This is a genomic window from Sphingomonas sp. URJC2 (assembly GCF_059803575.1).
Window position 1 is genome coordinate 1 of record NZ_JAPFGX010000035.1, and the last position, 13,631, is coordinate 13,631.

Genomic DNA, 13,631 nt, shown 5'->3' on the forward strand with positions numbered 1-13,631 from the left:
GCGCGCACCTTGTCCGCCGGCTCCGCCGCGTCGAGCACCGCCCGCGCGGCACCGGCCACATCCGCCATGCCCGGCCGCTCTGGCGGCGTCACAGCGCCTGCGCGGCGGCCAGCACCTCGGCGGCGTGGCCCGGCACCTTCACCTTGCGCCAGATGCGCGCGATCCGCCCCTCGGCATCGATCAGGAAGGTCGAGCGGTCGATGCCCATATAGCTTTTGCCATACATGCTCTTTTCCACCCACGCGCCGAACGCTTCGAGCAGCGCGCCATCGGCATCGGTGGCGAGCGGAACGCCAAGGCCATATTTGGCGGTGAAGGACTGGTGCTTTTTGGCGCTGTCCTTCGACACGCCGAGGATCGCCGTGCCGGCGGCGTCGAACGCGGCGGCAAGTTCGGTAAAGGCCTGCGCTTCCTTGGTGCAGCCGGGCGTATCGTCCTTGGGGTAGAAATACAGCACCAGCTTGCGGCCGCGCCAGGTGGCCAGCGTCGTCTGCGCGCCATCCATCGTCTCGAACGCCGCCTCGGGCGCCATGTCACCGACCTGAACCATGATCCTCAGCCCTCCTCGCTCCGCGCGACGATCCGCGCCCAGCAGTCGGCGACGCTTTGCCGCGCCTCGGCATAGCCTGCAAGCAGCGCCGGCCAGTCGGCAAAGCCGCAGGCGCGGGCGATCAGCGCGCGGCCGGGGGGCGGCGGCTCCTGCGCATCGGGGGCAACGAGGCGCAGCGTGACGAGCAGCCGGGTCAGCATGTCATGCGCGGGGCCGAGCGCGGGCGGCAGCAGCCCGGCATCGACCAGTGCGGCAATCGCGCGCCTGAGATCGGGGTCGACGCCGCAGCGATGCTCAAGCTGGGCGACATGCACGCAAAACTCCAGATCGACCAGCCCGCCCTCGACCAGCTTGGCATCGAGCGGCCCGGCCGGCGGCTTGTGCGCGCGCATGTCGCGGCGCATCGCCACCGCATCGGCGAGCAGCCGGGGCACGTCGCGCGGCGCGGCGAGCGCGGCATCGATCGCCGCCTGCACCGCCGCCCGCGCCGCCGCCGAGCCATAGACCGGGCGCGCGCGGGCCAGCGCCATATGCTCCCAGGTCCAGGCCTCGCGCGCCTGATATTCGGCAAAGGACTGGACGGTGACCGCCAGCAGCCCCTTGGCCCCGGACGGGCGCAGCCGCGTGTCGATGTCGTAAAGCGGCCCGGCGGCGGTCGGCGCGGACAGGGCAGCGGTCACGCGCTGGGCGAGCCGGGCATAATAGCGCGTCGCCTCCAGCGGGCGCGGGCCATCGGATTCGGCCATGAAATCGCCGGTGAACAGATAGACGAGGTCAAGGTCCGACGCATAGGTGAGCGCCTGCCCGCCCAGCCGGCCGAGCGCGATGATCGTCAGCTCGCTGCCCGGCACCCGGCCATGGGCGGCGACATGTTCGGCAACCGCCGCATCGGCCAGCGTGACCAGCGCCGCCTCGGCGACGCGGGCATAGCCGGCGGCGACGTCGAGCGGATCGCTCGCGCCTTCGAGGATCTGGACGCCGAGCGCGAAGCGCCGCTCCCCCACCGCCTTGCGGACATGATCGAGCAGCCCTTCATAGCCCCGGTCGGCATCGCCGCCGGCAAACTGGGCGGTGAGCGCATCGAGACCCGGCGGCAGCGCAAAGGCGGTGGCGTCGATCAGCCCGTCGAGCAGGTCCGGCCGCCGGCCGAGATCGGCGGCGAGCGCGGGCGCATGGCTCAATATCCCCGCCAGCAGCCGGGCGAGCGCCGGCCGCGCCGCGAGCAGGCGGAAAAAGTTGAGGGCGGTCGGCACGCGCGCGACGATATCGTCCAGCCGGTGCAGCGCCCGGTCGGGATCGGGGGCCTCGCCCAGCGCGGTGACGAGCACCGGCAGCATGTCTTCGAGCGCGGCGCGCGCCGCGGCGCTTTGCAGCGCGCGCACACCACCGCCGCGCCAGCGCGCAATCGTCGCCCGCGCCGGGCCGGGCGGATCGAACCCGGCTGCGGCCAGCACCCGGTCGAGCGCATCCTCGTCGAGCGGCAGGCCGGGCGCGTCATCGCCCCCCAGCGCGCCATATATCTCGGCAACGGTCGCGACATGCGGGGCCAGCGCCGACACCAGCGCCGCCCCGTCGGCCAGCCCGTGCAGCCGCGCAACCGCATCGAGCGCCGCCGCATCGGCGGGCAGGGCATGGGTCTGCCGGTCATCGACCATTTGCAGCCGGTGCTCGATGGTGCGGTAGAGCCGATAGGCCGCCGCCAGCCGCGCAGCCTCATCCGCCGCGACCAGCCCGCGCGCGGCGAGCGCTGCCAGGGCATCGAGCGTTGTCGCGATGCGAAGATCGCGGTCGCGCCCGCCATGGATCAGCTGGTGGATCTGGGTGAAGAACTCGACCTCGCGGATGCCGCCCCGGCCGCGCTTCAGATCGAACCCCGGCCCCAGACTCTGGCCGGCGGCATGATGGGCGCGGATCTGCCCGGACATGGCCTGCATCTCGCCGATCGCGCCGAAATCGAGCGCGCGCCGCCAGACAAAGGGGCGCACCGCTTCAAGGAACATCCGCCCCAGCGCGGCATCGCCGGCCGCCACGCGGGCGCGGACGAACGCCGCCCGCTCCCATGCCAGCGCGCTTGATTCATAATAGCTGATCGCCGCTTCGACCGGCAGCGCGATGGGCGTGACCTCGGGCGAGGGCCTCAGCCGCAGATCGACGCGGAACACATAGCCATCGGCATCGCGCGCCTGCAGCAGCTCGACGACGCGCCGGCCGATCCGCACCGCCGCCTCACCCGGTTCCTCGCGCGGACGGCAGGGCAGCGTGTCGGGATCGAACAGGAAGATCGGATCGATGTCGGACGAATAATTGAGTTCGCGCCCGCCATGCTTGCCGAGCGCGATGGCAACGAAGCCCGTGGCCGGCGCGCCGGGGGTGCGCTCCGCAATCGCCGCCGCAATCGCCCGGTCGAGCGCCAGATCGGCAAGATCCGACAAGGTGGCGGTGACAGTTTCCAGATCGATCAACCCAGCGAGATCGCCGATTGCGAGCACCAGCGCCAGCCGCGCGCGCAGCCGCCGCAGCGTGCGCGCCAGAGGATCGCTGTCGCTCTCCGCCCGCGCCGCGGCCAGCGCGCCGGCCAGATCGCCCGCCGCCAGCAGACCGGCCAGATCGGCATGACGGTCGAGCAGATGGCGCAGAAACGGTGCCTCGGCACGGGCGCGGGCGATGGCACCCTGCAGGGCGTCTTTCGCCGGCGGCGCCTGACCGGGCGGGAACGGGGCGGGGGCAGACTGGGCGGGGACAGAGGGGGCGGATATCGGCGAAGACGGCGGCGCGGCAGGTTCCATGGCCGTCAGATGTGACCAATGCCGGCGTCGGCTGCAACCGGGCGTCAATGGTCGCGCAACACAGCGGTCAACCGCCTGCCGCATGGCCGGCAACCGGACGCACGCTTTTGCGTTCAGCCTATACTATGTTTGATTCCCCGCCCCCGAAGCGCGCCATTGCGCCTCTGCCTGGACCCGACGATGGTCGCATCAGGGGCCGCGTCCGGGGCCGCATCGGGATCGAAGCGGTCGGCCGGGTGCTCGCCGCCGCCTTTGGCGCAGGCGCGGATCGGCGCGATCCCGGCCGCGACGTGCCGCCGGATCAGGTGCCATGGCCGGGCGACTGGCAGGCGCTGGCGCACCGGCTGGACGCGATTCCCTTTCAGCCGCCCGCTGCTCAGTCGGCTCCGTCATCCTCCGGCAGCGCGGCCGCCCCGGACGGTTCGGGGGCGGAAGGGCGATCGGGACGGGCGCTCAGCTGATCGACCTCGGCCATGATCGCATCCAGCGCGCCGCGCCCGCCCGCCCGCCGGTCGTGGCGGCGCGACGGCAACCGGCCTTCGCTCAGCAATGCCTCCAGCGCCACCCGGCCGCGCGCGACCCTGCTCTTGATCGTGCCGACCGCGACGCCGCAAATCTCCGCCGCCTCCTCATAGGCAAAGCCGCCCGCGCCGACGAGGATCAGCGCCTCGCGCTGCGGCTGGGGCAGATGCTGAAGCGCGCGGTGCAGATCGGCCAGCTCGACATGGCGGTCCTGCCCCGCCGGGGCCGCCAGCAGCCTTTCCGCCGCCAGATCGTCCCATTCGCCGCGAAACCGCGCGCGCCGCATCTGCGACAGGAACAGGTTGCGCAGGATGATGAAGGTCCAGGCGCGCATGTTGGTGCCCGCCTGAAAGCGGGCCCGCGCGCCCCACGCCTTCATCAGCGTTTCCTGCACCAGATCGTCGGCCAGATCGCGGCTGCCCGACAAAGACCGGCCAAAGGCCCGCAAATGCGGAATGACGAGCGCCAGCTGCTCGCGAAACGCCGCATCGCTCAGCGGCTGATGCGGCACCGGGCCGCCCGCCCGGTCGGCGACCGTTTCGGTATCCGGATCAAGGTGGCGGACGCTATCGGTCATGCGTGACCCCGCACTGGCTGGCAGCCGCAACCATCATGGACCATCGGGCCGGTCGGGAACAGGCCCGTTCCGCTGTCCCCGCGCGGGGGGTCTGCTCAAGCACGCTCAAACCAGCAGGATGACGGCAAAGGCCGTCACCAGCAGGCCCGTGGAAATCAGCAGGATATAGCGGACAATGCCCGGCGTAGTCCCGGCGCGCGCCTCGGTCGGGGAGCGGTGAATTTCCTCATCGGCCATCATATCCTGTCCCAGGCCGGACCCGGCCGCGCACCGGCGCGGCTGCAATCAGTCCGTTCATTACGGAACAACGCCCTGAAACAAAACCGGTTCCGCCGCCCCAGCGGGGCGGCAGCACGCCGGCGGCAGGACCGCGATCAGGCCGGCACGGTCGCGCGGTCGAAAAACAGCGCCTGCGCGATCGCCGCCTTCACCGTCGCGCGCTGGAACGGCTTGGTGATCAGGAAGGTCGGCTCGGGCCGTTCGCCGGTCAGCAGCCGTTCGGGAAAGGCGGTGATGAAAATCACCGGCACGGCAAACTCGTCCAGAATGTCGCGGACGGCATCGATGCCCGAACTGTCATCGGCCAGCTGGATATCGGCCAGCACCAGCCCCGGCCGGCGGGCGCGCGCCTGCGCCACCGCCTCGTCGCGGGTGACGGCAACGCCGGTCACGTCATGGCCGAGATCGCGGACGATGGTTTCCAGATCCATGGCGATGATCGGCTCATCCTCGATGATCAGCACGTCGGCGCGGGTCTGCGCCTCGATCTCGGCCAGCGCATCGGCGACCAGCGCCTCGACCTCGCCGGCAGTCAGCCCGAGCAGATGGCCCGTGTCCTCAAGGGTGAACCCCTCCATCGCGGTCAGCAGCAGCGCCTGGCGCGGCAGCGGGGTCAGCCGGGCAAGCCGGGCATGGGCGACCGCCTCGTCGCTCGCCATCGTTCCCGGTGCGGTGTCCGCGACATCGGTCGCCTCGTCGTCATTGGCGACGTTGACCGACGTCCAGATCGCCTGGAACGTCCGGTACAGCCCCAGCCGCGGATCGATGTCGCGCGGAAACTGGTCGGGCGCATCGACAATCGCCTGCAGCGTCGCCTTCACATAGGCATCGCCCTGTGCCTGTTCCCCGGTGAGCGCGCGCGCATAGCGGCGCAGAAAGGGAAGATGTGGGGCCAGATGTTGACCAAGCGTCATGTTCGACCAGTCCTCCATGCGTCGCCACCGTCCGGACCGGACCCGGGCCGCCGGCAAACTGTGAGGCCATCGCCATCGCCTGACAAGTTTGCCGTCGCCATCCCGGTTTTCCGTCTCCAGCCCGGCCGATGCGCCCGGCGACAAAAAAATGGGCGCGGTGGCGGAACAATCGAAATGAATATTGGTTTCCTCGCCTGCAAGGTCGCATTATTGATTCGAACAGGCGTGCCGCGATCGGGCGGCAGACCGGCGGTTGTCACCTTTCCACTGGCGGGCCTCCCACCGGGCGGGTGCGTCGCTTCTGGGGGCGTATTGGGTTTTGGGCGCACAACGTAAGGATCCGCAAAAGCCAAAGGAGCGCCGGCCGGCTGGCCAGGGCGACCCCAGGCTGGCCGATAACAGTGTCGGGCGCGCGCTGCGCGCGCTGTACGACAGCGCCGTCGATGAAGACATTCCCCCCGACATGCTGGATTTGCTCGGCAAGCTGAAATAGCCTCGCACCGATGGACAGCGCTGCCCCCGTGCGCCGGGCGACCCGATGATTGCCCGCCGCTTCGCCCGACTGGCGACCGGCACCCGATTGCTCGTCCTGCTCAGCCTCGCGCTGCTCCCGCTCGGGTGTCTGGCGATCTATGCGGCGATCCAGAACAGCCGCAGCGTCGATCTTGAACGGCGGGCGCTGCTGCGCATCGCTGCCGACGGCGCGGCGCGGCGGCTGGCAGCGGAAATCACCGTCGATGTCACGGCGCTGCGGGCCGCGGTCAACCTGCTCGAAAGCGGTGCCGACGAACTGGCGGTGTGCGCCCGCACCCGCAGCGTGTTCGGCACGGCGCTGCTCGACTCCGACAATTTCCTGCTCGTCACGCGCGGCGGGCGGCCGATCTGCGGCGCACTGGCACTGGCGGCGGATGAGCCGGCGCGGGCGCGACCGGCCGGGGCGGTGCGCATCGCCGACCAGTCGGTCGAACTCAACGCCCGCAGCGCGACGGGCGCATTCATCGGCATCGCCCGTTACGGACTGGCCGATCTGCGCCGCACGGTCACGCCGCAGGAACGGCTCTGGCCGCTGCGTGTGGTGCTGGCGTCGGGGGGCGAGCGGCTGGCGCTGATCAGCGAGTTCGCGCTGCCGGTGGTGGAACGGCTCGAACGGGTGACGGTCCGCGTGCCGCGCACGGGGCTGGACCTGATGTTCGCGGTCGAGCGCGCGCCGTTCACCGCCACGCAGATGATCACCATGCTGACCCCGGTGATGATGTGGGTCGCGGCGCTGGCGGTCGCGTGGCTGGTCATTCACCGCTTCGTGCTCGACCCGCTGGCCCGGCTGCACGCGACGATTTCCGGCTATCAGCCGGGACGGATCCTCCCCAGCCCGGCGCGGATGACCGTGCCCGCGCGCGAAATCGCCGACCTGGGCGACACGTTCAGCGCGATCAGCCAGACGGTGGCCGCCCATGAAGCGCAGCTGGCGCTCGGCCTGACCCGGCAGACGCGGCTGACGCGCGAGGTGCATCACCGGGTGAAGAACAATCTTCAGGTCGTCTCCAGCCTGATCAACCTGCACGCCCGCGCCGCCCGCGCGGAAGAGGCGATTGCCGCCTATGCCACGATCGGCCGCCGGGTGGACGCGCTGGCCGTCGTCCACCGCAACCATTTCGCCGAGCTGGAGGACAATCGCGGCCTCAACCTGCACGGCCTGATCGGCGAGCTGACCTCCAATCTGCGCACCACCGCGATCACCGGGACCGGCAACGAGCCGCTGCCGACCATCCGCATCGACGTGCCGAGCCTGAACGTGGCGCAGGACACCGCCATTCCGCTCGCCTTCCTGCTGACCGAATTGATCGAACTGGCGATGACGATCGACCCGGCGGCATCGATCGGTATCACGATCGCCCCCATCGACACTCCGGGGCGGGCGCGGCTGACGCTCGTGTCGCCGGCGCTTGCCGATGGCGAACTGATCGCCCAGCTGCTCGCCGAACGCTATGGCCGGGTGCTTGAGGGCCTGTCACGCCAGCTGCGGACCCCGCTCGACCGCGACGGGGACACCGGCCGCTTCGCCGTCGACTTTGCGCTGCTCCAGCCTGTCGCCGTGCCGGTTGCCGCGCCCCTGATGGGCTGAGTGCGCGGCCGCCCCAAAAAAATCCGTGCGGCACGGAACCCCGGCGGATGCCGCAGCGTTTCTGGGTCCGGATAGCGAATATTTGCCCCCCCGCTCTCGCTGTCCGCGTACATGGACCCGGAAATGCTGGCCGCCCCCCGGCCTGTCATTTCCGGGTCCTAGCATGTTCGGCCCGGGCCGATCCGCCCGGCGACCCGGAAAATGCCGCAGATCGAACGCGCGATGCCGCGGATCCGGGCCGGAACGCGCCGGAACACTGGCCGGAACACTGGCCGGCCTCGGGCATTGCAGCAGGGCGGGCCGCAACTTTGCGCGCCGTGCATCACCCCTTATCCGGGAGACCGAACATGATCCGCAGACATCTAGGCCTTGTCCTGATCGCCGCCAGCCTCGCCATTGGCGCGTGCAACACCGTTTCGGGCGCAGGCAAGGACCTTCAGTCGGCCAGCAACGAGGTGAAGGAGGAAATCAAGGACTAAAGCGGCTTCCGATCCGCCGGATCAGCCGGCGCGGTTGCAACTTGCCTGGGGCGCGGCGGCGTCAGGCCGCGCCTTCATCGCGCTCCGCGTCGCCGGTGCCCGCCGGGCGCGCGCGGCCACGGCGGCGCTCGGTGAACCAGATCGCGATCAGCGCGAGTTCGTAGAGCAGCACCAGCGGCACCGCGAGCAGCAGCTGCGACAGCACATCGGGCGGCGTCAGCACGGCGGCGATGACGAACGCGATCACGATCGCATAGCGCCGCCCGGCGACCAGCTGGGCACGGGTCACGATCCCGGCGCGTTCGAGCAGCATCAGCAGCACCGGCGTCAGGAACGCAACGCCAAAGCCGAAAATGAACTTGGTGACGAAAGACAGATAATTGCCGACGCCCGGCAATGCTTCCTGCTGGATGCCGCCGATATCCCCCTGAAAGCCGAGCAGGAAGCGCAGCGCGACCGGCATCGCGACATAATAGGCAAGCGCCGCCCCGGCGGTGAACAGCACCGGCGTCATCATCAAAAACGGCAGCAGCGCGCGTTTTTCCTGCCGGTACAGGCCGGGCGCGACGAACGCCCAGAGCTGCGTCGCCATCACCGGAAAGGCGACCATGATCGCGGCAAAGAACGCGACCTTCAGATTGACGAAAAACGCCTCGAACACATCGGTGTAGATGATCTTGCCCTGCCCCGCCGCGATCAGCGGCTGGACGAGAAAGGCAAAGATCGGCTCGGCAAAATACAGGCAGGCGAAAAACGCCCCGGCCAGCGCCGCGATCGACCACAGCAGGCGGCGGCGCAGCTCGATCAGATGGTCGAGCAGCGGCGCGCGGCGTTCGTCGATGTCGCCGATCATCGCGCCTCTCCGCGCCCGGCGGCATCATCGCCGGGCGGGGGCAGCGGCGTCATCTCCGGCCCGGCCTCGGGCGGCATTTCCACCACCGCTTCGGCGCCGGATGCCGGGGAAGCAGACGGGGCAGCCTGGGGATATTCGCGCATGATGCGGGCATTTTCCTCCGCCCATTTGCGCTGCATCTCCTCAAGCTCGGCCTCGCGCACCATCGCGTCGAAGCCGGAGCGGAAATGCCGCGCCGCGCCGCGCAGCTTGGCGACCCAGCGGCCGAGCACGCGCATCGCGCGCGGCAGATCCTTGGGACCGATCACCACCAGGGCGACGATCGCGCACAGCAGCAATTCCTGGGGGGCGATATCGAACATCAGGGCGCCCGCTTAGAGCATTTTGGCGGCGGGGAAAATCACCGCCTGCGGCCAAATCGCCGGGCCGCTGCCACGCAGCGGGCACGCACCGCCCCTTGAAGGCGGCGAATGGCCACCTAAGTCTTGCACTGTCCGGTCGCCACATCCGGGGCCGGGCAAAAAACGCAATCGGCGTCGCCACTTGCGGGGCGCCACCCCATCATTTTGCTCATGCGAGGATTTGATATGCGCAGTTTCGACCTGACCCCCTATCGCCGTTCCATGGTCGGTTTCGACCGGCTGTTCGACCTGCTGGAAAACAGCGCCCGCGCCGCATCGGCCGGCGACAATTTCCCCCCGTTCGATCTCGAGCGGCTGGCCGAGGACCGGTATCGGATCACGCTTGCCGTCGCCGGCTTCAAGGCCGAGGAGATCGACATCACCGCGCAGCAGAATCTGCTGCTCGTCACCGGCAAGAAAGAGCAGAGCCCGGACCGGTCGCGCTTCCTGCATTCCGGGATCGCGACGCGCAGCTTCGAGCGCCGCTTCGAACTCGCTGATTTCGTCCGCGTCGAGGCAGCGGGCCTTGCCGACGGGCTGCTGACCATCGATCTGGTGCGCGAAGTGCCCGAAGCGATGAAGCCGCAGAAGATCGCGATCACCCGCGACACCGCCCCGGCCCCGGTGATCGAGCATCGCGACGCCGCCTGAGCGGCACCGGCTTCGCCAACCGAATATGCAGCGGGCGTCCCGGCGACGGGACGCCCGTTTTGCCGTGTCGGGATCAGTGCGCGCTTTGCAGCGGCGAGCGGCTGAGCATCCGGTTGCGCTCGAACGCCAGCGTCGGATCGATCGGCCCGTCAAACTCGACGCCGATACGCTGCCCGTCGCCCCAGCGGACATGGGCGGTCACCGCACCGATGCCGGGAATGTCGATATCGACCAGATCGCCGGCGCGCGGCGGATAGGCGCATTCGCCCATCAGGCCATGGGCGGAGATGTTGCGCACCGTGATCCGCATCCGGTTGCGCGCCCCCGCGCGGGCGATGGTGCCGACCAGCAGGCACGCATAGCGCCTTTCCCTGAGATTGGGGCCGATGCCGTCATCAAGCCCGCCCACAATGTCGCGCAAGGGTTGGTTTCGCATGGCCAAGGGCTAGCCTTAGCCGCGTAAAGGCAGGGTAAAGACGGCGTTCAGGATGTTCCGCCGCACCCGGCCGGCATGCGGGGCGCCGGCCGGGCGGAACCGGGTTCAGACCAGCCGGCTCTGCTTGACGGCCGCGGCCACGAAGCTGCGGAACAGCGGATGCGGGTCGAACGGCTTGGACTTGAGCTCGGGGTGGAACTGCACGCCGACGAACCAGGGATGGTCGGGCCGCTCGACAATCTCGGGCAGCTGCCCGTCGGGGCTGAGGCCGCTGAACATCAGCCCGCCATCCTCGAGCAGCGGGCGGTAATGGACATTGACTTCGTAGCGGTGGCGATGGCGCTCGCTGATCTCGGTCGCGCCATAGATGGACGACACCACGCTGTTATGGGCAAGCGCCGCCGGATAGGCGCCCAGCCGCATCGTCCCGCCCAGATCGCCGTCCGCGGCGCGGCGCTCGCGCCCCTCGGCGGTCATCCATTCGGTGATCAGGCCGACGACCGGCTCCTCGGTCGGGCCGAATTCGGTGGTCGAGGCCTTGGCCAGCCCGCCCAGATTGCGCGCGCCTTCGATACAGGCCATCTGCATGCCGAGGCAGATGCCGAAAAACGGCACGCCGCGTTCGCGCGCAAAGCGCACCGCCGCGATCTTGCCTTCCGATCCGCGCTCGCCAAAGCCGCCGGGCACGAGAATGCCGTGCATCGGCTCCAGCGTGGCCGCGACCTGCTCGGCATCATTCTCGAACAGCTCGGCATCGAGCCATTTGACATGGACCTTGACCCGATTGGCCAGCCCGCCATGGACCAGCGCCTCGTGCAGCGACTTATAGGCATCGGGCAGGCCGACATATTTGCCGACCACGCCGATCGTCACCTCGCCCTCGGGATTTTCGACCCGGTCGACAATGTCGGACCAGCGCCCCAGATCGGGGCTGGCCGGCGGGGTTTCGATGCCGAAGGCGCGCAGCACCTGACGGTCCAGCCCCTCGGCATGATATTGCAGCGGCACCTGATAGATGCTGCGCGAATCAAGCGCCTGGATCACCGCTTCCTTGGCGACGTTGCAGAACAGCGCGATCTTGGCGCGTTCGCCCTCGGGCAGCGGATGTTCGCAGCGGCACACCAGCACATCGGGCTGGATGCCAAGCGCAGTCAGCTCGCGCACGCTGTGCTGGGTCGGCTTGGTCTTCAGCTCGCCGGCCGCCGCGATATAGGGCACCAGCGTCACATGCACGAACACCGTCTGGTCGCGGCCCAGTTCGTTGCGCAGCTGGCGGATCGCCTCGATGAACGGCAGCGATTCGATATCCCCCACCGTGCCGCCGATTTCGCACAGCACGAAATCCAGATCGTCGGTCTCGGCCTGGGCAAAGGCCTTGATCGCGTCGGTGACGTGCGGGATCACCTGCACGGTCGCGCCCAGATAATCGCCCCGGCGCTCGCGCTGGATGATCGTCTGGTAGATGCGGCCCGAGGTGATGTTGTCCGACTGGCGGCTGGGAACGCCGGTAAAGCGTTCATAATGGCCAAGATCGAGATCGGTCTCGGCCCCGTCGTCGGTGACGTAGACTTCCCCGTGCTGATAGGGGGACATGGTCCCCGGATCGACGTTGAGATAGGGATCGAATTTCCGGATGCGTACGCGGTATCCGCGCGCCTGCAAAAGCGCGGCGAGCGACGCCGCCATGAGACCTTTGCCGAGCGAGGAGACCACGCCGCCGGTGATGAATATATACCGCGCCATGGGGGTTGGCGCTTAGCCGCCCCGGGGCACCCGGGGCAAGCCGGGGCGCGGAAAAAAAGCCTTACCGCGCCCCAAAAGGATGGGGATTATTTGGCCGCAGGCGCGTTCGCCGGGGCCGGCTCGGCCGCGCCCGCCTGACGCGCGGCGGCGGCCAGCGGGTCTTCGGCCGGTGCGGGCGCTGCGGGTGCGGCGACCGGGGCGGCGGTGACGGCCGAGGCGTCGACCTTGCGGGTCTTGTTGTTCATCGCCGCAATCGTCGCCAGCGCGACGCAGCACAGGATGAACAAAGTCGCCAGAATAGCGGTCGCGCGGGTAAGGAAATCGGCCGCGCCGCGCGCCGACATCAGCCCGGTCGGGCTGCCACCGGTCAGGCCGCCGCCTTCCGAACGCTGCATCAGGATGACGGTGACGAGCGCGGTCGCGATGATCGCCTGAACGACAAGAAGGAATGTAAACATCGGCCTGCTTTCACCCTGTGGGAGGCGGGGTCTTTAGCCATGCCCCGCCGGGGAATCAATCTGCGGGGTGGTTTGGCGGTGGGGGGAGTGTCGTGGGGCGGGTTGTTTTTTGCGCGGCGCGGGGGGTTTGTTGTGCCGCGCCTTGCGGCGCGGGGGCGGCACCGGCCCGCACCCCCACCCGGCCTCCCAACGGCAGTATCATGTGGGAGGCCGGGTGGGGTTGCGGGCCGGTGCCGTTCTTCCCATCAAACAAACCCCTGCGCCACAACCTCCCCCGAAAACCTCACCCAGCCTTGGCCACTCCGACCAGCGCGGGACGGAGCAGCCGGTCGCGGATCATGAAGCCCGGCTGCATTTCCTGAACGATGGTTCCGGCCTCGGCGTCCGACGCGATCTCCATCATCGCCTGGTGGCGGTTGGGATCGAGCTTTTCGCCCAGCGACTGGATGCGCGAAATGCCGTGGCGTTCGAACACGCTGGCGATCTCGCGCCCCGTCGCCTCAAGGCCGATGACCAGCGCCTTGAACCGGTCATCGTCGCGCAGCTCGGCCGGAATCGCCGCCAGCGCGCGTTCCAGATTGTCGGACACGCTCAGCACGTCGCGGGCAAAAGCGGTGGCGGCATAGGCGCGCGCGTCGGCGGCGTCCTTTTCCATCCGGCGGCGAACATTCTGCGTCTCGGCCTGGGCATAGAGCGTCGCGGCCCGCGCCTCGGCCAGCTCGGCCTCGAGCGCGGCGATCCGCGCCGCCGGGTCGCCCGCCGCGTTGCCGCCGGCAGGCTCGCCCGCCGGGGCCGCATCGGCATCCGCCGTCGCGCCCGAACCGGCGCTCACGTCATCGTCGATCATGTCGTTGTCAATC

At 69.3% G+C, this 13,631-nt stretch carries 15 protein-coding genes; 4 read left to right on the forward strand and 11 right to left on the reverse strand.

The annotated features are described in order from the left end of the window. Positions 1 to 88: 88 nt before the first annotated feature. The 5 genes from OPU66_RS11730 to OPU66_RS11750 all read right to left on the reverse strand — a co-directional run bounded on the left by OPU66_RS11730 (position 89) and on the right by OPU66_RS11750 (position 5,628). Positions 89 to 550 carry a peroxiredoxin gene (locus tag OPU66_RS11730; protein ID WP_498553835.1) on the reverse strand — a complete coding sequence of 154 codons (462 nt, stop codon included), beginning with the start codon at positions 548 to 550 and terminating at the stop codon, positions 89 to 91. A gap of 5 nt (positions 551 to 555) precedes the next feature. Then, entirely contained in the window at positions 556 to 3,336 is a 2,781-nt protein-coding gene (locus tag OPU66_RS11735; protein WP_498553836.1) for a bifunctional [glutamine synthetase] adenylyltransferase/[glutamine synthetase]-adenylyl-L-tyrosine phosphorylase, read from the reverse strand. Between the two features lie 376 nt (positions 3,337 to 3,712). Continuing rightward, the gene (locus OPU66_RS11740; protein ID WP_498553837.1) at positions 3,713 to 4,435 is read right to left on the reverse strand and encodes a sigma-70 family RNA polymerase sigma factor; all 723 of its coding nucleotides are present in this window, start codon (positions 4,433 to 4,435) and stop codon (positions 3,713 to 3,715) included. A gap of 105 nt (positions 4,436 to 4,540) precedes the next feature. Continuing rightward, a complete protein-coding gene (locus OPU66_RS11745) occupies positions 4,541 to 4,675 on the reverse strand; it encodes a hypothetical protein (protein WP_498553838.1) in 135 nt (44 codons plus the stop codon). 134 nt (positions 4,676 to 4,809) lie between these two features. Then, positions 4,810 to 5,628 (reverse strand): response regulator, encoded by an 819-nt coding sequence (locus tag OPU66_RS11750; RefSeq protein WP_498553859.1) that lies wholly within the window; start codon positions 5,626 to 5,628, stop codon positions 4,810 to 4,812. Positions 5,629 to 5,947: 319 nt separating this feature from the next. Here OPU66_RS11750 and OPU66_RS11755 point away from each other — a divergent pair, with 319 nt between their 5' ends. The 3 genes from OPU66_RS11755 (at position 5,948) to OPU66_RS11765 (ending at position 8,229) form a co-directional block, all read left to right on the forward strand. After that, the gene (locus OPU66_RS11755; RefSeq protein WP_498553839.1) at positions 5,948 to 6,121 is read left to right on the forward strand and encodes a NepR family anti-sigma factor; all 174 of its coding nucleotides are present in this window, start codon (positions 5,948 to 5,950) and stop codon (positions 6,119 to 6,121) included. 45 nt (positions 6,122 to 6,166) lie between these two features. Beyond that, complete coding sequence (locus OPU66_RS11760) at positions 6,167 to 7,750, forward strand: sensor histidine kinase (protein ID WP_498553840.1); 1,584 nt, start codon at positions 6,167 to 6,169, stop codon at positions 7,748 to 7,750. Positions 7,751 to 8,097: 347 nt separating this feature from the next. Beyond that, positions 8,098 to 8,229 carry an entericidin A/B family lipoprotein gene (locus tag OPU66_RS11765; RefSeq protein ID WP_498553841.1) on the forward strand — a complete coding sequence of 44 codons (132 nt, stop codon included), beginning with the start codon at positions 8,098 to 8,100 and terminating at the stop codon, positions 8,227 to 8,229. A gap of 61 nt (positions 8,230 to 8,290) precedes the next feature. Here OPU66_RS11765 and tatC read toward each other — a convergent pair whose 3' ends face one another. Then, entirely contained in the window at positions 8,291 to 9,082 is a 792-nt protein-coding gene (gene tatC / locus OPU66_RS11770; RefSeq protein ID WP_498553842.1) for a twin-arginine translocase subunit TatC, read from the reverse strand. Next, positions 9,079 to 9,444, reverse strand: coding sequence for a Sec-independent protein translocase protein TatB (tatB, locus tag OPU66_RS11775; protein ID WP_498553843.1), 366 nt, complete (start codon positions 9,442 to 9,444; stop codon positions 9,079 to 9,081). Before tatB ends, tatC begins: the two co-directional genes overlap by 4 nt. Before the next feature lie 225 nt (positions 9,445 to 9,669). Here tatB and OPU66_RS11780 point away from each other — a divergent pair, with 225 nt between their 5' ends. After that, positions 9,670 to 10,134, forward strand: coding sequence for an Hsp20 family protein (locus tag OPU66_RS11780; RefSeq protein WP_498553844.1), 465 nt, complete (start codon positions 9,670 to 9,672; stop codon positions 10,132 to 10,134). A 73-nt stretch (positions 10,135 to 10,207) separates the two neighbouring features. Here the strand turns inward: OPU66_RS11780 and OPU66_RS11785 are convergent, their stop codons facing one another. From OPU66_RS11785 to OPU66_RS11800, 4 genes are all read right to left on the reverse strand, one after another. Then, the gene (locus OPU66_RS11785) at positions 10,208 to 10,570 is read right to left on the reverse strand and encodes a PilZ domain-containing protein (RefSeq protein WP_498553845.1); all 363 of its coding nucleotides are present in this window, start codon (positions 10,568 to 10,570) and stop codon (positions 10,208 to 10,210) included. A gap of 105 nt (positions 10,571 to 10,675) precedes the next feature. Beyond that, a complete protein-coding gene (gene pyrG, locus OPU66_RS11790) occupies positions 10,676 to 12,313 on the reverse strand; it encodes a CTP synthase (protein ID WP_498553846.1) in 1,638 nt (545 codons plus the stop codon). A gap of 86 nt (positions 12,314 to 12,399) precedes the next feature. Then, positions 12,400 to 12,771 (reverse strand): preprotein translocase subunit SecG, encoded by a 372-nt coding sequence (gene secG / locus OPU66_RS11795; RefSeq protein ID WP_498553847.1) that lies wholly within the window; start codon positions 12,769 to 12,771, stop codon positions 12,400 to 12,402. Positions 12,772 to 13,054: 283 nt separating this feature from the next. Beyond that, complete coding sequence (locus tag OPU66_RS11800) at positions 13,055 to 13,618, reverse strand: nucleotide exchange factor GrpE (RefSeq protein WP_498553860.1); 564 nt, start codon at positions 13,616 to 13,618, stop codon at positions 13,055 to 13,057. Between the last annotated feature and the right edge of the window lie 13 nt (positions 13,619 to 13,631).